This window comes from [Clostridium] clostridioforme AGR2157 (assembly GCF_000424325.1).
Taxonomy (GTDB): Bacteria; Bacillota; Clostridia; order Lachnospirales; family Lachnospiraceae; genus Enterocloster; species Enterocloster clostridioformis_A.
The window spans coordinates 39,170-63,681 of the sequence record NZ_AUJR01000017.1; the positions used below are offsets into that span (position 1 = coordinate 39,170).

Sequence of the window (24,512 nt, forward strand, 5' to 3'; positions counted from 1 at the left end):
AAAGGAGAGAGGCGATGCGCTTAAAGGAATGGATCGAGAGTCATCCACAGAGCAGCTTTGACATGATGACACCGGGCGGCTATGTCTTTCTGACACCGAAGCAGGCAAAAGAGCTTTTGGAAGGAAAGGATATGAAAGCACATCTCGGTATTTCAGGATATGATATAACGGTATCTGCGGAGGAACTGCTTGCGCAGAACGTGGTAAATGTCAAATGGGACGGGGCTGTCTGTCATATGCTTACGGACTATATACAGAAAAGGGAACCGGAGCTGCCTGCTCCCGGACAGGGGGTGGTGATGTGCTGAAAAAACTAAAAGATAAGCTCAGATGCAGACGCGGGGAAGGCTATGTGGATGTGGTCGTGCTGGTTCTGTGTGCCATGCTGGTTTTGGCGCTGGCTATTCGGGTGCTGCCGGTGTTTATTGCCAAACAGCAGCTGGATACCTTTGCCACGGAACTGGTGAGGGAGGCTGAAATCTCCGGCAGGGTTGGTTTGGAAACCTCCCGGAGAGCTGCTGTTCTGCGTGAAAAAACAGGTCTTGACCCGGATATCACATGGTCGGCAGGCGGCAGGATACAGCTGAACAGTGAAGTGACGGTCTTTCTGACACTTCAGACCAACATCGGTTTATTTGGAGATTTTGGTTTGTTTCCTATCACGCTTCGGGCGCAGGCCACCGGAAAATCCGAAGTTTACTGGAAGTGAGGTGAGGACAGGCTTGCTTAAAAAACTAAGAATCATTTTGAAAGACAAAAGCGGAGTATCTTTTCCCCTGGTGATCGGCGTTACCCTGTCACTTCTGCTCATCTTTTGCGGCGTCAGTGAGTATTTCCGGCTTCAGATTATTGCTGCCGGTGTCCGGGATGCAGTGGAGGATGCCATCATTTCTACGGTAAATGATAATTACGCCGGGGTGTACCATGGTGTCCGGGAGGGATATTCAGGCGGATATATGCCTTACGGAGAAGGGGAATGGGAGGAAACGCTGGATGAAGGGGATATTTATGCCAGAATCGATGAGGTTCTCGGGACCAGAAAGAGCGGCGGGCGTCATGTGAAATTCGCAGGGGACAGCGGAAATGTTGTAGAATTTGCCTTGACGGATTTAAATGTAACGCTCCGCAATGCGCCTCTTGCGCCCTCTGATCCGGGAAATGCACAGCGTTTTGAAGCGGAGGCGGTCATCAGGCTGGAAGTTCCTGTCCGATTTGGCAGAAAACTCCTGCCATCCATGCACATCACTTTGCGGGTTCAGGCAGGTTATATTGAGGTATTCTAAAAAGATTCGGGAAGAATCAGGGAATTTAGTAGACTTTCAGGCGATGATGTAGTATGTGTGGTGTACAGGAAGAAAAGCAGCATGATTTCAGACAGGCGGCAGATGCTGCAGCTTGTCATAAGTACAAGGAGAGTTATACCGAAAAGAAGGAGGAGAGCGCATATGAAATGGACAGAAAAGAAAAAAAGAAACCTGACTGTGGCAGGAGGCATTGTGTTTGGAGTGATATTGGTGGCAGCCATCGCAATGCAGTTTGGAAAAACTCCGGTTACCGGGGATAAGATGGCGAAGGAGAGTCAGACGGATGTGGAGCTTGAGATAGATCCCGGAAAAACAGAAAGCGGAATGGAAAGCAAAGAAGAACCGGATGAAACGGAGCGTGATGTGGTAATTCGCCCCGATACCGGAGAAGGGACAACCGGTGCGGAGACAGAAAGGCCGGTGTACAGCCGTCCGGCCCAGACCGATCAGACCAAGCAGAGCATTCAACCGGAGGCAACAAAACCGGCGGCTCCCAGTGAGGAAGTACTGAAAGATCCGACACAAAAACCAGACGGGACTGTGGTGGATACCCCGCCGGAACCGGTAGACCATGAACAGGTAGAAACACCGGTCCAGACTGAGCCAGCACCTGGAGAGCCACAGGCCGGAGATACGAAAGATGGTCAGGAGATGGAAATCTGGATGGCGGTGGTGGAGGCATGGGACAGGGAACCAGTCAGAACAGCTGGTCGCCGGGAAATGAAGGTGTGCGGGTAACCGTCATCCGGGCAGCGGACCGGGCGGTGGTAACAAGATCGGTTGACCTGACAAATAAGAAGCCTAAGATTGTGTATTCTTTTGGAAAAGTCAGCAAAGCCATATACACAGGGGACAGCGTTGTCCGTCAATACGGGCGCTTATGAATATGTGAATCCGGCTCAGTCGCTTCCCCGGATCATTAGTTCCAAAAGCCTTGGCGCGGCAAATATCGAAGCCATCAAAAGTTATTTCACAGATGAGCAGGTAGTCAGAAGCATTGCAGGCTTGACAGGAATGGATTTTGATACCTTGATAAACGGGGATTACCGGCTGTTAATTGAGCCAATCAGCTTTTTAAAATTTCAGGGAAATCTGATTGCCTGTACAGCAACCGAGGCAGCACTTTATGATGAGCAGACAAGCGGAAATGTGCGGGCAGTTCTTCCAACGGTTGGATTCCAGAACCTGCCTCTCTCTATGTTTTTGGAAACGCCGGACCTTGGCTATCCGGCGTGGGGAGGCCCAAGATCCGGTGTCCGGAGCAACAGGGAAATCAAGAGTTCTCTGGGCTTAGGCGTGGTGCGCTTCAATGAAGCACCTCCGGAACCGCCAGAGGTCAGTACTTATGACTATGAGTACCGTACCAACACAGAGGTCATTACCGCAGTGGATGTGAGCGGAGGCCAGAGTGATCCAGATGATCCGGTATCTGTCACATTTCATGTAGGAGGTCGCAGCTATACCGTGAACAATGTGTATTATCCGGAAGGAGACAGTCAGCTTGCGTGGATACGCTGGACAACGCCTGATACGCCCCAGACCATGACGATCACAGTCAATGTGCATGGAGGCGGATCTGTCACGGACGGAACCATTCTTGTGAATATCGTAGATCTGGATGAGAATCCTCCGCCGGATCCCAATGCTGATGATCGTAATGACGGATTTACAAGACCGGCAGTGCCGGATAATCCGCAGGTTACTTCAGCAAGCTGGGGTGTCTGGCGTCCCTGGTGGCAGCCTGACTGGATCTGGCACAGTGGAGATGAGGATGATGACGGATATTGGTGCGATCATGGATGGTGGGAGTTTGATTTTGACCGCTATAGTGCCAGCTTATCTGCAGATATGAGAATTATTCCGGATGAAAAATCCCCGACAGCCAGTGGCAGGACGATGAAGTCCGGCTATGGATTTAATGAAACAGTTACCACCCACGTCAGCACCAGCCAGAGTTCTGCAGTGACAGCGGCGCAGAATGCGGTAACTTACTTCCCGGAATTTCAATATGAGGAATACTGGAGGCTGCTTGAGCGGATGAGCGGCGGCTACGATATGACCCATGAATTTAAAGAAAACCGCTACAGCACTTATAACCGGCGTACCCATTTCACACCAATCTGGTATCCGGATGGAAGCTATATGCCTTATACCTGGCTGATTGACTGCTGGACACCAGCCGGGATGCTTTCCATGAATCTGACGGATGCCCTTACGATTGACGGAAACCTGTGGAGTGACTGGCACATCGCACCCCAGTTTCCAGAGTAAGGAGGTCAGTCTATGGCATATGAAAGAATGGATAAACCTGCCGGATCTGTTTACCACTACACCAGGCGGGAGAATGTTCCCGCTATCCTTAAGGACGGACGTATCCGGCGCATGGGTGACATAGAGTGCTGGGTGTGTACGTCTCTGGAGGATACACTGGCCCTGATGCGGGATACGGTTATGAAGGAGGGAAGGCCCTATTATAAGGCGGGCGGGATACTGGGACATTACCCCAGATTTGTGCCGGAGGATTATGTGATTCTGAAGCTGGAACCCCGCTATCAGAACGGTCAGTGGGTACGCTGGAATCAGGAAGTGCCGCCGGGTAGCCCGCCGGAACTTGTAGAGGCCGCCCATGTGTTCAGCCAAAGAAAATTGGGATATCGGGGCAATCTGAAATTCTATCCCCATCCGGAAATCATAGAGATAGCTCTCCTGCTGGCAGAACAGAGCCATCAGCAGGTGCTTTCCATGTAACAAATAACAGCAGAAAAAGAACAAAGACTGCAAAGCCGGAACGAATACCGGCTCTGTGGTCTTTTCTTTTTCCCCGATCAAAAACGAAGGGAGAACCTAAATGAAAATGAAGAAGCTTCTGTTACTCGTCTGCGCAGTTATGCTGATGACCTGCGTGTGCGGTGTTCCTGCTTATGCAGCCAGCGGAGATGTGGCGGGCGCCATTGAGGGAACCTGGGATACTGCTTCCCAGCAGATCAAGACGGTGGTGGACAACGTAGTGTTTCCTGCCATTGACCTGATCCTTGCGGTGTTCTTTTTTGCGAAGCTTGGAACCGCATACTTTGATTATCGGAAACATGGACAGTTTGAATGGGCGGCTCCCGCTATCCTGTTCGCCTGTCTAGTGTTTACGCTGACTGCCCCGCTTTATATCTGGCAGATTCTTGGAATGTAAAGGAGGAAGAAAATAATGGGATGCTGGGGAATTACAGCCTTTGAATCGGATGCGGGTCTGGATGCGGTGTGCTGCATCCGCAGAAGCCTGCCAAAGGATGGGAAGCTGGAACTGGATGCTGTGATACAACGGTTACAGCAGGATAGCTGGAACCGTCCTGCGGATGTGTCGGAGGGGATATCCCATACAAGCCCCATGGCACTGGCTGAGATGATGTTTCAGCTCATGGATCATGACCTGAGCAGGTTAGATTATCCGGATGAAGGTGTGGGCAAAGATAAGAAGTTTGGCATCCTTACTTCTTTTCAGGCATCGAAAGATGCACTGCAATGGCTGAGGGATTATCTGTCCGGTACGCTGCAGAGTGCAGTTGAAAATGCCAGGCAGAAAGGAGACTGGGGCGGCTGGTTTCAAAAGAAGGATTGGGAGAGATGGAAGGAGCATATGGCATCGCTGGTGGAACATCTGGACAATCTTCTGGCATTGCCGGGAGATACCATGGATTTGCTGACCGTACAGCAGCCGGAAAATGGGCAGATCATGGGATAACAGGAGGGGTGTGTGATGACTGTTTTTGAACAGGAGCTTCATAAGCTCTTTGGAAATAACAAAGTGTTTGAGGAAACCCGTATCGTTGGAAATACCTGCTATGGCATGCTGACGGATAACATCCGGGTAAAGATCAATTTTCAGACAGGTGGAGTTGCAGATCACTATGACCGGCTGAAGGTCACGTTACTGAACCGGAATGAAGGACCGATTGACAACATGGTAATACGGTTCTGTGATTTGTGGGGCAGGAAGCAGGTCAGCAATCCGAACTTTAAAGACGGAATAGCGCCGCATCTCTGGAGTGGATATGGAGAGGTAAGCTGGTATGTGTATCAGCCCACAAAAGCAGATTATCGGCAGCTTACAGAGGCGGTCAGCACTTATCTGGATGTTTTCCGGGAACCGGTACAGGAGCCGCAGATGGGGCAGAAAATGTGCTGACAGCTCTTAAGGCCAGTATCCTGGCCGGGAAGGAGTGAGGAACGTAAGTGTTTATATGGGACTTTGTTGCCGAAACGGTGCTTGGTCAGATCATCGACTGGATCTATGGCCAGATTGTTGGATTTTTAGGCGACTTCTTTATGCAGATGGGAAATATGGGAGCGGATCTGTTCGCAATGAGCTGGGTGCAGTCAATCGTTCTGTTTTTTTCTTATCTGGCGTGGGCGCTCTATGTCACAGGGCTTGTGGTGGCGGTGTTCGAATGTGGAATTGATTACCAGACCGGGCGCGGCAGCGTGAAGGAAACCGCTCTCAATGCCATCAAAGGTTTTTTGGCAGTCAGCCTGTTCACTACAGCACCAGTGGAACTTTATAAGTTATGCGTATCACTGCAGGGCAGCTTCACGGCAGGCATCACCGGATTGGGAGACGATTTTGGAACCGTGGCAGCAGGCATTGTGAATTCTTTGAAGGATGCAGGTACCTGGGAGGCTGCAGCCACTTCCGGGGTATTTGGCGGGCTGACCAGCATTACAAGCCCGGTACTGATGATATTCATCCTGATTCTCATGGGCTATGCCATTATCAAGGTGTTTTTCGCCAATTTAAAACGGGGCGGTATCTTACTGATCCAGATTGCGGTTGGCAGCCTGTATATGTTCAGCGTGCCGCGTGGCTATATTGACGGTTTTGTCAGCTGGAGCAAGCAGGTCATCGGTCTGTGCCTGACCGCATTTTTACAGGCAACGGTACTGGTTGCCGGGCTGATGGTGGTCAAGGATCAGGCGCTTTTGGGGCTGGGACTGATGCTTTCAGCCGGAGAAATTCCGCGTATTGCGGGGCAGTTCGGTCTGGATACCACCACCAGAGCCAATGTGATGGGAGCGGTCTATGCGGCACAGGGTGCGGTTAATTTAACCAGAACCATTGTGCAGACGGTAGCAAAATAAGAGAGGTGGTGACAGATTGAGCAATAACAAACTGGTCTATATCGCATCCCCCTATGCAGGGGATGTGGAGCAGAATGTGCGGTTTGCCAAAGCAGCCTGCCGCTATGCCATAGAGCAGGGGGCAACCCCCATTGCGGTGCATCTGTTGTATCCGCAGCTTTTGGACGATGGTATCCATGCGGAGCGTGAAGTAGGACTTCAAATGGGGTTGCGGGTGCTGGAAGCTTGCGATGAATTGTGGGTGTGCGGGATGCACATCTCAAAGGGGATGGAGGTAGAGATTTTCGCCGCCGGACAGATGGGGATTCCGGTACGCAGGCTTCCTAACATTTCTCTGGAAGTGCCGGAGCAGAACTATGCCATGGTGATGGGATGCTGACGATGGGCAGCCTGTTCGATGGGATCGGAGGGTTTCCGCTGGCAGCCACCCATTATGGGATTACACCTGTATGGGCCAGCGAGATCGAAGCGTTTCCCATGGAGGTAACCAGGATACGGTTCCCGGACATGACCCATGTGGGGGATATCACGAAGCTGGATGGCAGGAAGCTTCCGCCTGTGGATGTGATCTGCGGCGGCTCGCCCTGTCAGGATTTATCGGTGGCGGGGCATCGCCGGGGGCTTGCGGGAGAACGCTCCGGCCTGTTTATGGAACAGGTAAGAATCGTAAAAGAAATGAGGGATGCAGATGAGCGAAGAAATGTACCAGCTCACCTTGTTCGACCTCGATACATGGTGTGGGAAAACGTCCCCGGAGCCTTCTCTTCCGCAGAAGGCGAAGATTTCCGGGCGGTCCTCGAAGAAATTGTCCGCATTAAGGATGGCGCCTGTCATGTTCCTCGACCTGACTCCGGGCGCTGGGAATCTGCTGGGGGAATCATTCTGGGAAACCACTTCAGCCTGGCTTGGAGAGTACTCGACGCTCAATACTGGGGAGTCGCCCAGCGTCGCCGTCGTATCTTCCTTGTCGCAGATTTTGGAGGACTCACCGCACCTGAAATATTATTTAAGCAGGAAAGCCTGTTTGGGAATCCTGCGGAGGTCGGAAAAGAGGGGCAAGGAACTGCCGCCCCAGCTCAGGGAAGCCCTGATGATACAGTCGGGGCAAAAGGCATAACAGCAGAAAAAGAAAACAGGGAAATCTTTGCGTTTCACATCAACCAGAGAGAGGAAACCATCGACCTGGGCGGTGTTTCCGGTGCGCTGTTAGCAACCCGAAATATGCAGATGCAGACGTTTATCTCAGAGAAAAAAGACACGCAGCCTCTGCTATGTCTGAACGATCAGGGCGGAGAACGGCTGGATGTGCTGGAAGAAGTAACACCCACCCTGCGGGCAGGCATGGGCGGGCATCCGCCGCTGGTGCCGCAGACATATACGGCGGGTGTGATAAGCAAAGGAAACGGTGACTGTTTTTTGACACCGGAGGTTCACACATCTCTTTGCGGTGGAAGCGGACAGGCAGGGCAGGGGTATCCCTGTATTCTGTGCTTGAACGATCAGGGCGGCAGCGTAATGGAATGTTCAGAAGATGTTTCCGGAACGCTCCGCGCCCAGGAGCATGGGCATCAGCCATTGGTGCTGGCTACCCAGCAGGGAGGTGCAGAGATTGGCGTTGGTGTGTGTCCGGCCATTACCGCAGCAGCAGGGATGAGTGGAAACAACCAGCCGGTACTGTTTGAAAACCATGGTATCGATTCACGGTACACGGGTCCCCATGCGGTTGCCCCCACCATGTCCGCCCGCTATGGGACGGGAGGAAATAATGTCCCGCTGGTTTCGCAGGAGGCGGAGAGCTTCTGTATCGCAGGGAACATCATAGACCGCCAGCCGGAGAACGGAGGGAACGGGTTTGGATTTCAGGCGGATATCGCTTATACACTGACTGGGATGGACCGTCATGCGGTATTTTCCCGCCAGAGAAGTGATGAATTTTTAGAAAACGAAGTGTCTGCCACACAGAGTGCCAGACAGCATAAGGATGCCACAGACCTGATTGCCCAGCCTTATCAACAGATCGTTGGCACGCTGTGCATGGATGATGGCAAAGGGATCAATAACCAGTATGTAGATCAGGACAAGTGTGTTGTGGAGAACCGGAACCTGATCCGCCGCCTGACTCCTCTGGAGTGTGAGAGGCTTCAGGGCTTTCCCGATGGCTGGACGGATATCCCCAGTGCCTCGGACAGCGCCCGCTATAAAGCATTGGGAAACAGTGTAGCGATTCCGTGTGTGGACTTTGTCCTGCGCGGCATCGCTTACTTTTTACGCAGGATCAGGGAGGAATGCCCTGACTTTCTATAACATTGGTACATCTGCTTCGTTTCGGAAGCAATCCTTGTTGGGTATGGTCATAGCTATTCCATCACATTGTCGATATACTTGGGGTACAAAAAAGAAAGGAAGGAGCCTTATTTTATGGAAATCAAACGTAAAAATTTATGCGCCATGATTCCGGAAGAAGTCCACACCAGAGTGCGTGAGGAACAGGAACAGATGGGGCTGAAGCTGAACGAGTATGTCGAAATGATCATCAAAGAACACTTTGAGAAAGGGGAAAAAATTATGGCAAACGGAACAAGGACACTGGCATTTCAGGTATCGGAGGAACTGTTCGCAAGGATTAAAGAACACTTAAAACTTACAGGACAGAGCCAGAAAGAGTTTGTCATCGGTCTGATTGAACAGGCGCTGGCACAGAAAGCAGACCAGGCAGAGCCGGGAGGAAACGAGCAGCCGGATGAAGCAGGAACAGAAAATGAATAATTATAAAACCATCTAAAGCCGCCAGAGCCAAAAGCCCTGGCGGTTCTTCCTTGGAGGTGAAGCAAGCTATGTATATTTACCCTGACAACCTGAAGTCCAAAGCAACCCTGTGGATCTGGCAGCTTCGGGATATCGGCATCATCGGTGTGTGCGCGCTGGTATCGATCCTTGCACTGACACAGGCAAATTTCTTTCCGCCCATTGTGGTGACGGCAGTTTATGCCTTTCTGACGATCCGCTTTGAGGATACCAGCATCATGGACTTTATCAGATATGCCTGCGGTTTTTTCTTTACCAGGCAACAGCTTTTTGAATGGAGGTACGGAGCGTGAGCAGAAAAGCAGAGAAGAAAGAGGCGAAGCAGAAAGCCTCCACCCGTCAGCTCATCGGAGCCATGGCAATCACTGATTACAGCCTTGTGACCTATAAGGAAGGCGAGCTGGTGTATTTCATTGTGAAACCCTCAAACATTTCTGTGCTGTCGGAGGCCAGTGTTGGCGCCAGGATTTATGCGCTGATGACGGTTTTGAAAGGCGTAGCCGAGATTGAAATGCTGTGCTTAAACAGCAGGGAGAGCTTCGAGGATAACAAGTCTTTCCTGCGGTCACGGATGGAACAGGAGGACAATCCCATTGTGTGAAAGCTTCTGGAGAAAGACCAGACTCACTTAGACCGTATTCAGGTACAGATGGCAACAGCCCGCGAATTTCTCATCATTGTGCGTCTTCGGGGAGAAAAGGAGTCCGAGGTGCTTCCCTATCTTTCTCGTATTGAGAAATCCCTAAAGGAGCAGGGATTCTCCGTAAAGCGGGCGGACAGCGAGGATATCAAGCGGATTCTGGCTGTTTATTATGAGCAGAATGTCACAACGGAACGTTTTGAGGACTTCGATGGCGAGCGCTGGATTATCCCGGATGATTAAGGTTTCAAAGTGTGCTGATTTATGGTATCTTGTGTCTGAAAGGACGGGATAACCTATGGACTATGAGAGATTGCAGCACAAGAAAGAACTGTTTGACCAGAAAGAGGAAACAATATCAAGAGAACTGCTGGAGCATATGGAACAAGAATTTGAGGATCAATTTATCTATGATTCTATGGCGCTATCCGGTAGTACACTGACGCTGGAGGAAACAAAGACCATTCTTGCAGAACAGCGACAAAAGGAATCATCAGAAAAAGAAACCAAATAATTATGAGCAGGTGCCGGATGCAGAAATGTATCCGGTATTTGTATGCGCAAAATACAGGAGGTGTCTATTTGAGAAAAACGAAAGCTGCCCAGGCAGCATCCCCGGAGGATGTGCGTATCCAGACCTTTCTGGATATGATCGCCCCCTCCGTCATTAAATTTGAAACCGACCATTTCATCTGCGGCAACACTTACCGCTGTGTGTGGGCGCTGAGAGAATACCCCACAGCCACGGATGAGCAGGCAATCCTGTCCCATCTGGGGGAGAAGGACGGTGTTACCCTGCGGATTTATACTCGCCATGTGACTCCTGTGGAGGAAAAGAAGATCATCAGCAACGCCGCCAATAAAAACCGCATGGACAGGAGCAATACAAACGACTTACAGCAGACGGTGCAGGCAGAATCCAATCTGCAGGACGTAGCTACGATTGTGGCGCAGATGCACCGGAACCGGGAACCGCTTCTGCATACGGCGGTTTATCTGGAACTGTGCGCCCATGACCTGGATCAGCTGAAATTACTGCAGACGGAGGTGCTGACAGAGCTGATCCGCTCCAAGCTGAACGTAGACCGGCTGATGCTGCGCCAGCAACAGGGATTCCAGTGCGTCATGCCTACCGGCTTTAATCTGTTCCGGGATCAGTTCGAGCGTGTGCTGCCGGCCAGCAGCGTGGCAAATCTGTATCCCTTTAACTACAGCGGCAAGACGGATCCACATGGATTTTATATTGGCAGGGATAAGTTTGGAAGCAACGTGCTGGTGGATTTCAACCGCCGGGCGGATGATAAGACCAATGCCAATATCCTGATCCTTGGAAACTCCGGTCAGGGCAAGAGCTATTTATTGAAGCTCCTGCTGACCAATATGCGGGAGGCAGGCATGAAGGTCTGCGCCCTTGACCCGGAGATGGAGTACGAGGATCTGACCAACAATCTGGGCGGCTGTTTTATCGATTTGATGTCCGGCGAGTACCTGATCAATCCTCTGGAACCGAAAATATGGGATGATGCGGGAAGCCCGGAGGACATGGAGGCTCCCCAGACCTTCCGCATCCGGGCCAGGCTTTCCCAGCATATCAGCTTCTTAAAGGATTTCTTCCGCACCTATAAGGACTTTAGTGACCGGGAAATTGATGTGATTGAGATTATGCTCCAGAAGCTGTATGCCGGATGGGGAATGACCGACCAGACAGACTTTACACGGCTGGGACCGCAGGAATACCCTGTCCTTGCGGATTTATATACCCTGATTGAGAAGGAATATAAAGAGTTTGATGAGAAGAAGCGACAGCTCTATACAGCTGAAATGCTCCAGAGCATCCTGCTGGGATTAAACTCCATGTGCGTGGGTTCTGAGAGTAAGTTTTTTAACGGTCATACCAATATCACGGATTCCAGTTTTGTAACCTTTGGCGTCAAAGGGCTTCTGCAGGCCAGCAGGAGCCTGAAGGATTCCCTGCTGTTTAACACGCTATCTTTTATGTCCAACGAACTGTTGACTGAGGGCAATACGGTGGCCAGCCTGGATGAGTTCTATCTGTTTTTGTCGAACCTGACTGCAGTGGAGTATGTCCGCAACTTTGAAAAGCGTGTCCGCAAAAAGGATTCGGCAGTTATCATCGCCAGCCAGAACCTGGAGGATTTCAATCTGGAAGGTGTCCGTGAGTATACAAAGCCTTTGTTTTCCATCCCTACCCATCAGTTTTTATTCAATGCCGGAAGCATTGATGCCAAGTTTTATACGGATACTTTGCAACTGGAGGACAGTGAATATAACCTGATCCGCTACCCACAGAGAGGCGTGTGCCTTTATAAATGCGGCAATGAACGCTACAACCTGATGGTCCATGCACCGGAGCATAAAGCGAAACTGTTTGGTAAAGCGGGCGGCAGATAAGGGGGTGACGGCACATGGATCTGAAAGACCAGCGTTTCGGCATAGAGATTGAAATGACCGGCGTTACCAGACAGATGGCAGCTGAGGTAACAGCCCAATACTTTGGCACATCAGTCCGTTATCTTGGGACTCATTATAATACCTATGCCGCGATTGACAGTCAGGGGCGTCAGTGGAAATTTATGAGTGATGGCAGTATTACCCCACAGCGGAAAGTAGGGGAGCGTAAGGTGATGGCAGATAATGCATATAAGACAGAGATGGTCAGTCCTATCTGCCGGTATGAAGATATCGTTACGATCCAGCAGATTATCCGCAAATTGAAAGAAGCCGGGGCAATTACCAATAGCAGCTGCGGCATCCATGTGCATATCGATGCCTCCCCTTTTGATGCAAGAACCCTGCGGAACATTACCAACATCATGGCTGCGAAAGAGGACTTGATTTATAAGGCTCTGAAAGTTTCTGTATCACGCGAGCACAGCTATTGCAGGAAGGTGGAACAGCGTTTTCTGGATGACTTGAATGCCAGAAAGCCCCGTTCCATGGCAGAAGTAGAGCGGATCTGGTATGACGGGGAGAGCAGGAGTTATTCCCATTATGATGACAGCCGCTATCATTGCCTGAACCTTCACAGTGTATTTCAGAAAGGGACTGTGGAATTCCGTCTGTTTAATGGGACGCTTCATGCCGGGAAGATCAAAGCGTATATCCAGTTTTGTCTGGCAATCGGCGCACAGGCTCTGAACCAGAGATGTGCCAGCCGTCGCAAGACACAGACCACTAATGAGAAGTATACCTTCCGCACCTGGCTGCTCCGGCTTGGGTTAAATGGGGATGAGTTTGCCACTGCCCGTCAGCATCTGCTGGCAAATCTGCCCGGCTGTATTGCGTGGCGGGATCCAGCACAGGCGGAAGCACAAAAGGAACGGTTAAGACAGAAAAGAGAAGAGGAACGGGAGCAGATCCTCCGGCAGTCAGAGGAAAGACAGGAGGAAGTTATGGAACCGGAAGAAGCAGAACAGGCCGAGGCAGAAGCCCCGGCTTTTACCATGTCTATGTGAAGGAGAATTTTATGAGTAAAAAACCAACACTGTATGTAGCCTATGGCAGCAACATGAACCTGCCGCAAATGGCTCTTCGCTGTCCCACGGCGGAAGTGGTGGCAACCAGTGAACTGAAAGACTTTGAACTGTTATTCCGCGGCAGTCGCAGCAGCGCAGTGGCTACGGTGGAACCCAAGGAGGGCAGTTCTGTTCCTGTGCTGCTCTGGAAGATCAGGGAAAAGGATGAGGCTTCTCTTGACCGGTACGAGGGATATCCCCATTTTTATGACAAACAGCACGTGGAGGTAGAGCTGGATGGAAAGGTGGTGTCTGCAATGGTGTATATCATGACACCAGGGCATGAGTTTGGCATGCCATCAGACTGGTATGCCGATGTAATCCGGCAGGGCTACGAAACAGCGGGGCTGGATGTGCAGGTGCTGACAGATGCCATCGACCATGCCTGGGAGCTGTTTGCGGAGCAGAGGCAGTCAAGATTGCAGTCCATGTTCGGCATGGGAGGATGGGAGCAGCAAAAATAACAGCCGCATCATTTTCAGATGCGGCTTACTGTTCGGACAGATGAAGTGATTTCACATATGCACCCAGCAGCTCTTCCACATAGGGAAGATATCTGGGATCGAGACCGGAAAGCATGGCATGGATGGTGGTAAGATCCCCCTGTTCTTCCCTGCCAAAGAGGATATAGTCAGCAGAAGTCCCAAGTGCTCTGCAGAGTTTTATCAGGGTTTCTGCTGTGAAGCTGCCCGCACCAAGCTCGATGGTGCCGATAAAGGAGCTGGCTAAGTCCGCTTTTTCTGCAAGTGTTTCACGGGAATATCCCAGTGCCTCGCGGGTTTTCCGGATACGTCCCCCGATTTCCACATTTAACTGTTTTTTCAAGCTGCCACCATCCTTTCAACCTCTATAGAGATAGTTTATCTCACTCAATCGAATATAAACATCATTGATACAGGTTGAAAAATAACCTTGATAGAGTATAATTGAGAACACCAAAAGAGGATATCAGGAGGGTGTGCATGAATCAGGACAGTATCCGGTGCTATGTCGGTCAGTGTCTGCAGCATCTGTTGTGGACAGGGAAATGCTTCCGAAATCAAAAGAGAAAACAAATTTATCCGGCGTAAAAGCAGGCTTCCGGCAGGGGGCAGCTTTTTGCGCCCCTGAAAGGAGGAACCGCATATGGCAGCATCAGCTGCTGTGCTGGCTGCGAAGGCTGTCCTTATCGCAGCAACGGACAAGCGTACCTGGACAGCCGCCGCTTCCGTGGTGGCGGCTGTTCTGACTCCGTTTATTTTAATCATCGTGGTGATTTTAAGTGCCTTATCCGGGACTTCAAGTCACAACAATGCCGCCGTGGATTTGACCTTTCACGGCGGTTATTTATCTTCTAAGCTCCCAGCAGACTACCGGATGTACATTGAAAAAATGAGGGAGAGCTTTGTGGATCTGGATGCCGCTCTTGCGGATATCAACGCCATGAGCGAGGACGGGGAGGTGGATGCCTATCAGGTCAAAGCCATTTTTTACTCTCTGTTTTTCGGCGCGGATCAGCCCAGAATGGACAACGGCGACTACCGGAGTTTTGCAGACTGCTTTGTGATTTATGAAGAACGGCTAGATGAGGAGGAAGAACCTTATACGGTGGCTGTTCCGATTACAAATCTGGAAACGGTGTATGGAAACCTTGCCATACTGCTTGGAAAACCTGTGACTGCAGAAAATAAAAGCAATGCACAGCGCATCTATGTGCTGGCAAAGTACGGGCAGGTTTCGCCGGGAAGCGGTCTGCCGCCCGGAGAGGCGTTAGGGGACGGCAGCTATGCAGCTTTGATCGCAGAGGCAGAAAAATATCTGGGATATCCCTATGTGTGGGGCGGCTCTACACCCCAGACTTCCTTCGACTGCAGCGGTTTTGTGTGCTGGGTCTATACCCAGTCAGGCGTTTATAACCTGCCCCGTACCTCGGCTTCCGGCATCTATAATCAATGTGCCATAGTGCCGAGGGACGAAGCCCAGCCGGGAGATCTGGTGTTTTTTACAAAGACCTATGTGAGCAGCGGCCCCATCAGCCATGTGGGGATCTATGTGGGCGGAGGAAAAATGCTGCACTGCGGATCCCCGATTCAGTACACCAGCATCGAAACCAACTACTGGAGGGAGCACTTTTATGCTATGGGTCGTTTATCTAATTAAAGGAGGGAGACAGTATAAAAACAGTATTTGAACGCAAGCCGGATTTTTCATTCCGGGATTTTGTGGTAGAGAAAACCGTGGAGATTCCGGCGGCACAGTTTGAGGAAATGCTCCGGTATCCTTTGACGAATCAGGACTTTCTGAAGGAAAACCTTAAGACGATGTATCAGGATGGCAACGGTGTGTATCACTGTCTGCTGGTTACCGGTAGAGACAGGGCAGACGGTCTTTTGGTGGAAAGCGATGGTTCTTGCTATGCCAGATATGCCGCCTATGTGCCGCAGGCCAGAGCACTTCGTTACCCGGTTCTGGCAGAGCTGGAGCAGAAACTGACAGACGCGGTAGACTTTATCATCCAGGACGGAACCAGTCATACCAGCGAGGGTAACTGGATCTTGGACTTTGATGAGCTGGAGGAACAGACGGGTCTGGCTGTGTATGACAGACCGTTCCTGCAGGAGCTGATAGGAGATCTGCTCTGCAGCCGGCCGGAGGTGGCCGACCTTTCCATTGAGGATGGTCACTTTGATGTGACATATTATCTGGATTTTTGCCAGGGATATGAGAAAAAAGAAAAGCCGCAGCAGACTCTGCGTAAGCTGATTGCACAGGGAATTCCTGCAGACACCTATCTGGTGCATCCAAGGGATGTAGGATTTATTCCGGCGGGAAGGCTGGAGGCTTCGGATTTGGAATCTGGCATGCTGGAGGAGTGGAGCGACATCCTCGATGCAGAAATCATAGAGCTGGGGAGCGGAGGCTATGGACAGGAGTTTTTGCTGGAAGGGATTCCGGTGAACCGCCTGAGGGCTTTTGATGATTTCTTATCACAGTATGCACCCCGGATGTCTGCTCTGCCAACGGAAATCAAAATGTAAAGGAGGAAGCCCGATATGAAAAATACCACACTTACTGTAACCTTTAACACGGAAAAGCTGGACGCTCTGACATTCCACATGGAAAAGAAAAGCGCGGATTTACAGAATGAGCTGAATGAAACCATTCAGAAGCTGTATGAGAAATATGTGCCCCAGGCAACCCGTGAATACATCGATGACAAGGTGAGCCGGGATGCGGCAGGCAGGGAACGTCCCCGCCGCCCATCCAGACCGGTACCCCGACCAGCAGCGGAAGCTACGGCACAGGAGGAAGCAGAATGATGCCATGTCGGAATAAGGGCAGAAAAGCCCCCAGACAAAGGGCTGGGAGATGAGAAAACCCTGTCAGCCCCGTGTTGCCCCCTGTGAGCCGCTGTGTGGGCTTTTCGGGGGCAGGGTGGCATCCATGTACCCCTGCACCGGATTTCGCCAGCGTTGGGGCAATGTGGCCGAGAGATGCAAAAAGAGGTTTGAAACCCTCATGGAAGCTGGATTTGAGGGGAAAATGGCAGGGTCGAAACGTGTGCAGGTTAAAGGGCGGGTGGCTTTGAAAAGCCCCCTCGCCCGCTTCACACCGCCCGGCAAAGCCGAGCAGGACTGTTCGTCTGCACCCACAGATTTTAGTTTTCCTGAAACGGGTGGCGGAATGGAAGAAAAGCGAGGACATAGGGGGAGATTTTAGGTGGCTGCAGGAAAAACCGGCAGAACAGGAGGATGCGATGAGCGGAAATGCGGATAAAACCAAGTTTTCCATCCGGGTGGATACTCAGCTGGTGGAGCTGGCGGACGCTTATATCAAAGAGGGGCTTCAGCGGAATCGGACGGAGCTGATTGAGGAAGCCCTGCGGTTCTATCTGGGGTTCCTTACCGCAAAGAAAGCAGAGGACTATCTGCTCCAGTCCCTTTCCTCTGTGATGAGTGGAACGGTGCAGGACAGCGAGAACCGTCTGGCGCGGATGGATTTTAAGATTGCGGTGGAGCTCTCAAAGCTGGTTCATGTGATTGCGTACACACATGATGTTGACGAAGCTGCTTTGGGTAAACTACACTTAAAATGTCTGGAAGAAGTAAGACACATCAATGGTGCAGTTGCGTTTGAAGATGCATACAAATATCAAAAACGAGAAGTATAAATAGTGAGAAAATTTTGTTGGGATTGGCTATAGACTGTTGCCGGACATTGGCTTTATTGTGATTGGAAAAAGGAGTGATCTACGATGGACAGGAATGAAATTTATGAAATGGTTATTACGGAGATGAGTGAGGAAGCACTGCGGGAACGAAAGGAAAGCTGCAGCGAAAAAGAAAAGCAGCTTTACAAGGATGCATCTGAGCTGTCTCGCAAGAGGACGGATGTGCTGAAGCAGCTCTCGAAAGAGGATCAGCAGGTGCTGGAGGATTACCTGGCAAAGATAAATCTGATAGCGGAGCATGAGTGCAGGCATCTCTATGTGCAGGGAGCAAAAGACTGTGTAGAGCTGTTAAAAAAGCTGGGTGTGCTGTAAGCAGCGATGGTAATAAAAAGGGACAAGCAGAACAGCCAGTACGGTTATTCTGCTTGTCCCTTTTCCGGAATCTCCTGCGGAGGTATGCTTGCTGGTTTGTTTTTCGGAGTGAGCCGGTCATACTGAATGATTTTCTCTCCGGTACTGACCGTAATCTTTTCTTTAAAGAGTAAAGTGAACTGAGGCTGTCCAATCGTATAATCTTTCTTTTCTTTCGGAAAAAAGGAACGGCAGAAAAATTGATTTTCTTCTGAAAGTTGATCTAAAAAGATATATACATCTGTATTTTCAAAATGCGTAGAAAGAAGGTATTCTGCCTCAATCAACGAAAACGTCTGTAGTTTTTTGTTATAGCGGAAAACCAGCTGATTGCTGTCTAAAAATGTTTCGATTTTATCAAAAGGCTGAATTCGCTTTTCAATTTCAGAAAAGTGTCGGCTTTTCATTAAGTCCTGTATGGAAAGCGTGCCGGAAAGGCAGTTCTGAAATACCTTTTCCCGATTTGCTCTGGCTACACGTAAATCACGAAGTTTATGAAGTCCAATCAGATGATGAAATTCTATGGGATCAAAAAGGATATTTAGTTCCACAGACTTTCCTTTTCGGCCAATGATAATATGATAGTTTATGTCGAGCAGGTGCTCAAATGCCAATGCGCATTTCTGCAAGTGATCCATGGAAATCCCCTTTCATAAAACAAAAACGCTCTGCATTTGCAGAGCGCTTTGCTTTGAGCATTTTCTTTCGGTAAAACACCTACTCCGGTTTGAGGTTTCACTGCACAACCCCTCTCGAAAGCTCTGTATAACAAGGCTTTCCGGTACGCTGTTATACTTCAACGCTTGGACAGACACACGCCGTTGCCTGTCTGGTACTATTATTATATGCCGGGCACAAAAATATGTCAAGAAAAACAAAAATATAAACGGAGGAATGATATGCCAAAGATAATTTTTACCTCCCGGTATGTGCGGGATGCTCCGCCTGCCCAGCTGGAAAACTATGTCCGTTATATCGGAACCCGTGAGGGTGTGGAGAAGGTCGATGAAAGTAAGCTGCTTCTCCCAGCCACCATCAATCAAAAAAATCTAATCCGTCAGCTCATCCGTGATATTCCGGCAGCCAAAGAAATGCTGGAGTACACGGATTTTTTGTTGCAGCCAACCATCGGGAATGCTTCGGAACTGATCTCCTGTGCGCTGGAACAGCACCTCGACCTGATCGGCAAGCGGGAAAACTACGCGGATTACATTGCGAACCGTCCCCGTGTGGAGCGTGTAGGTGAGCATGGACTCTTTACCGATGCAGGACAGTCAGTGGTACTGGCAAAGGTGCAGGGTGAGGTGGCAAAACACAAAGGCGCTGTATGGACCCATGTGGTTTCCCTGCGGCGGGAGGATGCGGCGAGGCTTGGCTATGACAGCGCAAAGCAGTGGATGGCTCTGCTTCGTTCCAAGCGGGCCATGCTCTGCAAGCACATGAGGATTGACAGTGAAAATCTCCGCTGGTATGCAGCCTTTCACAACGAGGGTCATCATCCCCATGTGCATCTGATGGTTTATTCAGCCAAGGACAATGACGGCTACCTGACGGAAAAATCCATCGAGGCCATGCGCTCGGAATTGGCACACGATATCTTCCGTCAGGATTTCGCACACCTCTATGACAAGCAGAATCAGGCACGCGCCGAATTGAAAACAGGTGCGGCAGATGTGATGAGAAAGATGATGAAAGAACTGCGCTCCGGCACGCTGGTAAACCCGGAAATCCAGGGGCAGATGATAAAGCTGTCAGAGCGGTTACAAAATACAGGCGGGAAAAAAGTCTATGGTTATCTCAAGCGGGATGTAAAGAACCTGATTGACCAAGTCGTGGATGAGCTGGCGAAGGACAGCCGGGTGGATGCTCTGTATCAGGCATGGGGAAAATGGCAGAATGAAATTCTGCTGACCTATCAAAACACGGTGCCGTCTTTGCCGCTCCTTTCCAGACAGCCCCAGTTTAAGAGCATCAAGAACATGGTAATTGCAGAAGCGATGAACCTTGGCAGGCATCAGGTTACCTTTGAAGATGAAACAGCTTCCTTCATAGAGTCGGATGATTTGCCAGAGCCGGAAAACGGTCAGGAGTTTTCAGAAGAAGCAATACCGGAATGGCAGGAGCAGGAATATACAAAGAGCAGAAGTGGAAAAAGCCGTGGTCAGAAATGGTGGAACGACGGGTATAAGGAAGCCCGTAAAAATCTTTATGGAAGCAAAGAGCAGGAACCGGACTTCGCAGAAGCCTTCCGCCTCTTTGTACTGGAAGCGCAATCCGGTAACGGACTGGCCATGCACGACCTGGGAAGGATGCTGGCAGACGGGCTGGGGCGGGAGATCGATCCTGCCGGTGCGCAGGAATGGTATGTCAAGGCACTGGCGGCGTTTCTGAAAGAGGAAAAGCATACAGAAGAAAAACAGCGTCCCTACCTGCAGTACCGCATCGGCAAGATGTTTGCCGCCGGTCTGGGAACCGAACAGGATTATGAAAAGGCAGCCCAGTGGTTTTCCAGGGCAGTGGCAGCAAACCACAAGTACGCGCAATATTCCCTTGCCGGATTGTATTACCGGGGACAGGGAGAGGAGCAGAGCTATGAGCAGGCGCACAATCTTTACAGATGTTCGGCGGAGCAGGGAAATCCCTATGCGGATTATGAACTGGCAAAAATGTACCGGGATGGGATTGGAACACAAAGGGATATAGGGCAGGCTGAAGCACACTTTCAAAATGCATTTTCGGGATTCTTTTCTCTGGAGGCAGACAGCCATGATGATAAACTCCAATATCGTCTGGGACAGATGCTCCACACAGGAACCGGTACGGGAAAAGACGATACAGCTGCCGCACACTATTGGGAATGTGCCGCCAGGCTTGGCAACGTGAACGCGCAATATGCTCTGGGTAAGCTGTGGCTGGAAAATGGTACCGGAGACCCGGAGCAGGCGGTTGCATGGATTACGAAAGCTGCCGAAAGCGGCAATGCCGCTGCCCAGTATGCATTGGGAAAAGTCTATCGTGATGGAATCCATGTGCCGCGGGATATGGAAAAGGCGGTGGAACTGTTTACCCAATCGGCAGAACAGGACAATGAATACGCAGCCTATCAGCTTGGCAAGCTCTATCTGGCCGGAGAGGACATTCCAAAGGATGTGGAGGCAGCGATACGCTGGCTGTCTTTTTCTTCTGACAGCGGGAATGCGTATGCCCAGTATGCTCTTGGCAAGGTTTTTCTGGCAGGAGAAGATGTGCCCAAGGATGTTAGAAAAGCGGTCAGTCTGTTCATGGAATCGGCAGAACAGAAAAACGAGTATGCGGCCTACCAGCTTGGAAAACTCTATCTGGCCGGAGAGGATATTCCGAAGGATGTGGATACCGCCATCCGCTGGCTTACGGAAGCAGCGGATCAGAATAACCAGTATGCACAGTACCTGTTGGGAAAGCTGTATCTCTGCGGTCGGGATGTGCCGCGGGACAGGGAAAAAGCTATCTTGTTTTTGCAGGCATCTGCCGCACAGGGAAATATCTACGCCCAGTTTTTCCTCGACCATCTGGACTCGTTTCGTGACCCGTCTGCTTTTCTGGCAGCCACCCGTCTGCTGCACCGGCTGGAGAATCTGTTCCGGGAGGACTATCAGAAAGCAGCTGGCGGCAGTCCATTCCACATCGACCGGAAGCGCAGGCGTAAGCTGGCGGAGAAGAAACAGGCGCAGGGACACAAACGGGATGACAGAGAACCCGTTCAACAGACTTTTTGACAGGAGGTGCATCATGTCAGGTTATGTTTATTTTACAGACGATCAGAAACAGCGGGCCAACGCGGTTGATCTGGAGGATTTTCTTGTGCGTCAGGGAGAGCGGCTTTTGCGTTCCGGCAGGGAGAAGCGTCTGGACAGCGACCACAGCATCACGGTGCGGGGGAATGAATGGTATGATCATGCCGCCGGGAAGGGCGGTCTTGCCATTGACTTTGTGCAGATGTTCTATGGCAGAAGCTTCCCGGATGCAGTTACCATGCTGTTAGGCGGGGAACAGGGGCAGCCATACCGCCCCAGGGAGCAGCGTGAGCCGGAACCGCCGAAACCCTTTGTACTGCCCAAGGCCCATTCCGATATGCGCCGGGTGTTTGCCTATCTGACAAAAACCCGCTGTCTGGATCGAAACGTGGTTTCCGCATTTGCCAGGGCAAAGCTGATCTATGAGGACAGCCAGTATCACAACGCAGTGTTCGTAGGGGTGGATAAAGATGGGGTCGCCCGCCATGCCCATAAGCGGGGAACCTACACGCAGGGGGATGTGTTTAAGGGAAATGTGGACGGATGCGATCCGAAGTACAGCTTTCACTTTACCGGCCAGAGTGATACGGTTTATGTGTTTGAAGCGCCCATCGACCTGCTGTCCTTTATTTCCCTGTATCAGAAAGACTGGGAAAAACACAGTTATGTAGCGCTTTGCGGTGTGTCGGAACAGGCTTTAATCCAACACTTAGTTGATAACCCGCAGATACAAAAGATTGGTCTGTGCCTCGATCATGACAAGGCAGGCATTCAGGCCAGGGAACGGATCGGGAAAACTTTATCAGAGCGGGGATACAAAAATGTATTCTCGCTTTTTTCACGTCAAAAGGACTGGAATGAAGATCTGCAGGCACTGCGGGAGCAGGCTGCTTCGCAGATCACAGAACAGAAAAAGACCATGCAAATGGCTTGAAGGGAGGAAGTATGCAGACACAGCAAATCGTAATTCTTATCTGTATCGGTCTTGGGATGTTCGCCATCATCGGCGGGGTGTCTTTACTGGCAAACTACTATACCTTAAACGGGATTAAATCCAAAACGGTAGGAGATGGCCAGCATGGTACCGCGCGGTTTGCCACAGAAAAGGAAATCCGGGATACCTACAAACAGGTGCCATATGAACCGGAACGCTGGAGGAGGGGAGAAGCACTGCCCACAGAGCAGGGGCTGGTGGTGGGGTATAAAAAACGGGGAACCTCCGTCACCGCTTTGGTGGACAGCGGTGATATTCACTGTCTGATGATAGGTGCGGCGGGCGTTGGCAAGACCGCCAACTTTTTGTATCCCAACATCGAATATGCCTGTGCTTCCGGCATGAGCTGGCTCTGCACAGACACCAAGGGAGATCTGTTCCGTAACTATGCAGGAATCGCAAAAGACTGCTACGGATACCAGATTTCTGTGCTTGACCTGCGAAACCCCACCAGGTCAGATGGGGACAATATCCTGACGCTGGTGAACAAGTACATGGACGAATATCTGGCACACCCGGAAAACCTGGCAGCCAAAGCAAAGGCGGAAAAGTATGCCAAGATTACAGCGAAGACCATCATCTGTTCTGACGGAGCGGAAGCCAGCAGTTACGGACAGAACGCGTTCTTCTATGATGCCGCCGAAGGTCTGCTGGCTTCGGTGATTCTGCTGATTGCAGAGTTCTGTCCGACGGAGAAGCGCCATATCATTTCGGTGTTCAAGCTGATTCAGGATCTGCTGGCTCCCTCGCCGGTAAAGAACCGCAGCCTGTTCCAGCTTTTGATGGATAAGCTGCCGCCTACCCACAAGGCAAAGTGGTTTGCAGGCGCCGCTTTAAACAGTGCGGATCAGGCCATGGCTTCGGTGCTTTCCACAACCATGTCCCGGCTCAATGCCTTTCTGGATTCGGAAATGGAGCAGATCCTGTGCTTTGACAGTGCGCTGGATACGGAAACCTTCTGCACCAGCAAGTCCGCCATCTTCATTGTGCTGCCGGAAGAAGATAACACAAAGTACTTCATGGTGTCTTTGTTCCTCCAGCAGCTCTACCGGGAGATGCTCACCATTGCGGATGAGCATGGTGGCAAGCTGCCCAACCGGGTCATGGTATTTGCGGATGAAATCGGAACGATACCGAAAATAGAATCCATGGAGATGATGTTCTCCGCCGGACGTTCCCGCCAGATTTCCATGGTTCCCATCATCCAGAGCTTTGCACAGCTTCAGAAAAACTATGGGAAAGAGGGTTCCAGCATTATCATCGATAACTGTCAGGACATTTTGTTCGGCGGCTTTGCACCCAACTCAGAAAGTGCAGAGATTCTGTCAAAGGCACTGGGAAATCGAACCGTTTTGTCCGGTTCCGTCAGCAGAGGAAAGAATGATCCCAGCCAGAGCCTGCAGATGATCAGTCGCCCGCTCATGTCTCCGGATGAACTGAAAACGCTGCCGAAGGGGCATTTTATTTTGGCAAAGACCGGAAACTGTCCCATGCAGACACAGCTTCCCTTGTTCTTAAAGTGGGGGATTCGGTTTGGAGAAGCTTATGAAGTGGCAGAACAGGCAGCCCGACCGGTGACCTATGCGGACCGGTTTGAGCTGGAGCAGGAGATTCTGCGGAGAAGAGATGATTTTGATGCGGATGAGACAGACGAGGCGCCGCTCCCTCCAGCCGGCCGCAGCAGTTCCACCGGACAACTCCATTCCCCTGCGTCGGAACAGGTGATGGAACGAAACCGTCCGCGTCGCCCTCCGCTGCGGACTGATTAGGCA

The 24,512-nt window shown here is 50.9% G+C and carries 27 protein-coding genes and 2 pseudogenes; 27 read left to right on the forward strand and 2 right to left on the reverse strand.

All coding sequences use genetic code 11. The features are described 5' to 3' along the window. Positions 1-14 precede the first annotated feature (14 nt). The 19 genes and pseudogenes from G614_RS0109690 to G614_RS0109780 all read left to right on the forward strand — a co-directional run bounded on the left by G614_RS0109690 (position 15) and on the right by G614_RS0109780 (position 13,876). Positions 15-308, forward strand: coding sequence for a hypothetical protein (locus G614_RS0109690; protein ID WP_027641804.1), 294 nt, complete (start codon positions 15-17; stop codon positions 306-308). Continuing rightward, positions 302-709, forward strand: coding sequence for a DUF4320 family protein (locus G614_RS0109695; protein ID WP_002587122.1), 408 nt, complete (start codon positions 302-304; stop codon positions 707-709). Before G614_RS0109690 ends, G614_RS0109695 begins: the two co-directional genes overlap by 7 nt. Before the next feature lie 13 nt (positions 710-722). After that, on the forward strand, positions 723-1,283 hold the full coding sequence (locus G614_RS0109700; RefSeq protein ID WP_002587123.1) for a hypothetical protein: 561 nt from the start codon (positions 723-725) through the stop codon (positions 1,281-1,283). Between the two features lie 162 nt (positions 1,284-1,445). Beyond that, positions 1,446-2,042, forward strand: a complete 597-nt coding sequence (locus tag G614_RS31185; protein ID WP_242828051.1) for a hypothetical protein — start codon at positions 1,446-1,448, stop codon at positions 2,040-2,042. Then, a pseudogene (locus G614_RS27205) lies at positions 1,985-3,575 on the forward strand (hypothetical protein). The gene G614_RS31185 and the pseudogene G614_RS27205 overlap by 58 nt, the downstream one beginning before the upstream one ends. A 12-nt stretch (positions 3,576-3,587) precedes the next feature. Continuing rightward, entirely contained in the window at positions 3,588-4,052 is a 465-nt protein-coding gene (locus G614_RS0109715; protein WP_027641807.1) for a hypothetical protein, read from the forward strand. 100 nt (positions 4,053-4,152) lie between these two features. Further along, on the forward strand, positions 4,153-4,488 hold the full coding sequence (locus G614_RS0109720) for a DUF3852 domain-containing protein (RefSeq protein ID WP_002587129.1): 336 nt from the start codon (positions 4,153-4,155) through the stop codon (positions 4,486-4,488). A 15-nt stretch (positions 4,489-4,503) separates the two neighbouring features. Continuing rightward, positions 4,504-5,037 carry a DUF4259 domain-containing protein gene (locus G614_RS0109725; protein WP_027641808.1) on the forward strand — a complete coding sequence of 178 codons (534 nt, stop codon included), beginning with the start codon at positions 4,504-4,506 and terminating at the stop codon, positions 5,035-5,037. A 15-nt stretch (positions 5,038-5,052) separates the two neighbouring features. Continuing rightward, a complete protein-coding gene (locus tag G614_RS0109730) occupies positions 5,053-5,481 on the forward strand; it encodes a hypothetical protein (protein ID WP_002587131.1) in 429 nt (142 codons plus the stop codon). Between the two features lie 47 nt (positions 5,482-5,528). Beyond that, entirely contained in the window at positions 5,529-6,431 is a 903-nt protein-coding gene (locus G614_RS0109735; RefSeq protein ID WP_002587132.1) for a conjugal transfer protein TrbL family protein, read from the forward strand. Positions 6,432-6,447: 16 nt separating this feature from the next. Then, positions 6,448-6,810, forward strand: coding sequence for a DUF4406 domain-containing protein (locus tag G614_RS0109740; protein ID WP_027641809.1), 363 nt, complete (start codon positions 6,448-6,450; stop codon positions 6,808-6,810). 2 nt (positions 6,811-6,812) lie between these two features. After that, complete coding sequence (locus G614_RS0109745; RefSeq protein WP_002587134.1) at positions 6,813-8,735, forward strand: DNA cytosine methyltransferase; 1,923 nt, start codon at positions 6,813-6,815, stop codon at positions 8,733-8,735. Between the two features lie 114 nt (positions 8,736-8,849). Next, entirely contained in the window at positions 8,850-9,197 is a 348-nt protein-coding gene (locus G614_RS0109750; RefSeq protein WP_027641810.1) for a hypothetical protein, read from the forward strand. Between the two features lie 68 nt (positions 9,198-9,265). Next, entirely contained in the window at positions 9,266-9,529 is a 264-nt protein-coding gene (locus G614_RS0109755) for a hypothetical protein (RefSeq protein WP_002587136.1), read from the forward strand. Next, positions 9,511-10,119 (forward strand): annotated as a pseudogene (locus G614_RS34335) (hypothetical protein). The gene G614_RS0109755 and the pseudogene G614_RS34335 overlap by 19 nt, the downstream one beginning before the upstream one ends. A gap of 55 nt (positions 10,120-10,174) precedes the next feature. Next, positions 10,175-10,390, forward strand: a complete 216-nt coding sequence (locus tag G614_RS0109765; RefSeq protein WP_002587138.1) for a hypothetical protein — start codon at positions 10,175-10,177, stop codon at positions 10,388-10,390. A gap of 17 nt (positions 10,391-10,407) precedes the next feature. Further along, positions 10,408-12,288 carry a VirB4 family type IV secretion system protein gene (locus G614_RS0109770; RefSeq protein ID WP_002587139.1) on the forward strand — a complete coding sequence of 627 codons (1,881 nt, stop codon included), beginning with the start codon at positions 10,408-10,410 and terminating at the stop codon, positions 12,286-12,288. A 14-nt stretch (positions 12,289-12,302) separates the two neighbouring features. Then, positions 12,303-13,352: an amidoligase family protein gene (locus G614_RS0109775; protein WP_002587140.1), complete on the forward strand. Its 1,050-nt coding sequence runs from the start codon at positions 12,303-12,305 to the stop codon at positions 13,350-13,352. An 11-nt stretch (positions 13,353-13,363) separates the two neighbouring features. After that, complete coding sequence (locus tag G614_RS0109780) at positions 13,364-13,876, forward strand: gamma-glutamylcyclotransferase family protein (RefSeq protein WP_002587141.1); 513 nt, start codon at positions 13,364-13,366, stop codon at positions 13,874-13,876. Between the two features lie 25 nt (positions 13,877-13,901). Here G614_RS0109780 and G614_RS0109785 read toward each other — a convergent pair whose 3' ends face one another. Further along, positions 13,902-14,237, reverse strand: a complete 336-nt coding sequence (locus tag G614_RS0109785) for a helix-turn-helix domain-containing protein (protein WP_002587142.1) — start codon at positions 14,235-14,237, stop codon at positions 13,902-13,904. A gap of 300 nt (positions 14,238-14,537) precedes the next feature. Between G614_RS0109785 and G614_RS34340 the strand changes: the two genes are divergently transcribed. The 5 genes from G614_RS34340 to G614_RS0109820 all read left to right on the forward strand — a co-directional run bounded on the left by G614_RS34340 (position 14,538) and on the right by G614_RS0109820 (position 17,934). Further along, entirely contained in the window at positions 14,538-15,551 is a 1,014-nt protein-coding gene (locus G614_RS34340) for a C40 family peptidase (protein ID WP_002587143.1), read from the forward strand. A 62-nt stretch (positions 15,552-15,613) separates the two neighbouring features. After that, positions 15,614-16,429, forward strand: coding sequence for a DUF6329 domain-containing protein (locus G614_RS0109800; protein WP_242827483.1), 816 nt, complete (start codon positions 15,614-15,616; stop codon positions 16,427-16,429). A 15-nt stretch (positions 16,430-16,444) separates the two neighbouring features. Continuing rightward, on the forward strand, positions 16,445-16,711 hold the full coding sequence (locus tag G614_RS0109805) for a DUF6103 family protein (protein WP_002587145.1): 267 nt from the start codon (positions 16,445-16,447) through the stop codon (positions 16,709-16,711). Positions 16,712-17,148: 437 nt separating this feature from the next. After that, complete coding sequence (locus G614_RS0109815; protein ID WP_002587146.1) at positions 17,149-17,562, forward strand: ribbon-helix-helix domain-containing protein; 414 nt, start codon at positions 17,149-17,151, stop codon at positions 17,560-17,562. 84 nt (positions 17,563-17,646) lie between these two features. Continuing rightward, positions 17,647-17,934: a hypothetical protein gene (locus G614_RS0109820; RefSeq protein ID WP_002587147.1), complete on the forward strand. Its 288-nt coding sequence runs from the start codon at positions 17,647-17,649 to the stop codon at positions 17,932-17,934. A 44-nt stretch (positions 17,935-17,978) separates the two neighbouring features. On the opposite strand, the gene G614_RS0109825 is transcribed toward G614_RS0109820, so the two are convergent. Next, entirely contained in the window at positions 17,979-18,611 is a 633-nt protein-coding gene (locus G614_RS0109825) for a PBECR4 domain-containing protein (RefSeq protein WP_027641813.1), read from the reverse strand. 261 nt (positions 18,612-18,872) lie between these two features. On the opposite strand from G614_RS0109825, the gene mobP3 reads away from it, so the two are divergent. Genes mobP3 through G614_RS0109840 form a run of 3 tightly spaced genes read left to right on the forward strand, consistent with a single transcriptional unit; the run spans position 18,873 to position 24,509 of the window. Further along, positions 18,873-21,728, forward strand: a complete 2,856-nt coding sequence (mobP3, locus tag G614_RS0109830) for a MobP3 family relaxase (protein WP_027641814.1) — start codon at positions 18,873-18,875, stop codon at positions 21,726-21,728. A 13-nt stretch (positions 21,729-21,741) separates the two neighbouring features. Beyond that, positions 21,742-22,680, forward strand: a complete 939-nt coding sequence (locus G614_RS0109835) for a DUF3991 and toprim domain-containing protein (RefSeq protein WP_002587150.1) — start codon at positions 21,742-21,744, stop codon at positions 22,678-22,680. 11 nt (positions 22,681-22,691) lie between these two features. Continuing rightward, the gene (locus G614_RS0109840) at positions 22,692-24,509 is read left to right on the forward strand and encodes a VirD4-like conjugal transfer protein, CD1115 family (RefSeq protein WP_027641815.1); all 1,818 of its coding nucleotides are present in this window, start codon (positions 22,692-22,694) and stop codon (positions 24,507-24,509) included. Positions 24,510-24,512 lie beyond the last annotated feature (3 nt).

What these genes read in the sequence shown, in the direction of transcription:
- G614_RS0109690 (WP_027641804.1), top strand. Translation starts at nt 15, where the DNA reads ATGCGCTTAAAGGAATGGATCGAGAGTCATCCACAGAGCAGCTTTGAC.
- G614_RS31185 (WP_242828051.1), top strand. Translation starts at nt 1,446, where the DNA reads ATGAAATGGACAGAAAAGAAAAAAAGAAACCTGACTGTGGCAGGAGGC.
- G614_RS0109715 (WP_027641807.1), top strand. Translation starts at nt 3,588, where the DNA reads ATGGCATATGAAAGAATGGATAAACCTGCCGGATCTGTTTACCACTAC.
- G614_RS0109720 (WP_002587129.1), top strand. Translation starts at nt 4,153, where the DNA reads ATGAAAATGAAGAAGCTTCTGTTACTCGTCTGCGCAGTTATGCTGATG.
- G614_RS0109725 (WP_027641808.1), top strand. Translation starts at nt 4,504, where the DNA reads ATGGGATGCTGGGGAATTACAGCCTTTGAATCGGATGCGGGTCTGGAT.
- G614_RS0109730 (WP_002587131.1), top strand. Translation starts at nt 5,053, where the DNA reads ATGACTGTTTTTGAACAGGAGCTTCATAAGCTCTTTGGAAATAACAAA.
- G614_RS0109745 (WP_002587134.1), top strand. Translation starts at nt 6,813, where the DNA reads ATGGGCAGCCTGTTCGATGGGATCGGAGGGTTTCCGCTGGCAGCCACC.
- G614_RS0109750 (WP_027641810.1), top strand. Translation starts at nt 8,850, where the DNA reads ATGGAAATCAAACGTAAAAATTTATGCGCCATGATTCCGGAAGAAGTC.
- G614_RS0109755 (WP_002587136.1), top strand. Translation starts at nt 9,266, where the DNA reads ATGTATATTTACCCTGACAACCTGAAGTCCAAAGCAACCCTGTGGATC.
- G614_RS0109765 (WP_002587138.1), top strand. Translation starts at nt 10,175, where the DNA reads ATGGACTATGAGAGATTGCAGCACAAGAAAGAACTGTTTGACCAGAAA.
- G614_RS0109770 (WP_002587139.1), top strand. Translation starts at nt 10,408, where the DNA reads ATGCAGAAATGTATCCGGTATTTGTATGCGCAAAATACAGGAGGTGTC.
- G614_RS0109775 (WP_002587140.1), top strand. Translation starts at nt 12,303, where the DNA reads ATGGATCTGAAAGACCAGCGTTTCGGCATAGAGATTGAAATGACCGGC.
- G614_RS0109780 (WP_002587141.1), top strand. Translation starts at nt 13,364, where the DNA reads ATGAGTAAAAAACCAACACTGTATGTAGCCTATGGCAGCAACATGAAC.
- G614_RS34340 (WP_002587143.1), top strand. Translation starts at nt 14,538, where the DNA reads ATGGCAGCATCAGCTGCTGTGCTGGCTGCGAAGGCTGTCCTTATCGCA.
- G614_RS0109805 (WP_002587145.1), top strand. Translation starts at nt 16,445, where the DNA reads ATGAAAAATACCACACTTACTGTAACCTTTAACACGGAAAAGCTGGAC.
- G614_RS0109815 (WP_002587146.1), top strand. Translation starts at nt 17,149, where the DNA reads ATGAGCGGAAATGCGGATAAAACCAAGTTTTCCATCCGGGTGGATACT.
- G614_RS0109820 (WP_002587147.1), top strand. Translation starts at nt 17,647, where the DNA reads ATGGACAGGAATGAAATTTATGAAATGGTTATTACGGAGATGAGTGAG.
- G614_RS0109825 (WP_027641813.1), bottom strand. Translation starts at nt 18,611, where the DNA reads ATGGATCACTTGCAGAAATGCGCATTGGCATTTGAGCACCTGCTCGAC.
- mobP3 (WP_027641814.1), top strand. Translation starts at nt 18,873, where the DNA reads ATGCCAAAGATAATTTTTACCTCCCGGTATGTGCGGGATGCTCCGCCT.
- G614_RS0109835 (WP_002587150.1), top strand. Translation starts at nt 21,742, where the DNA reads ATGTCAGGTTATGTTTATTTTACAGACGATCAGAAACAGCGGGCCAAC.
- G614_RS0109840 (WP_027641815.1), top strand. Translation starts at nt 22,692, where the DNA reads ATGCAGACACAGCAAATCGTAATTCTTATCTGTATCGGTCTTGGGATG.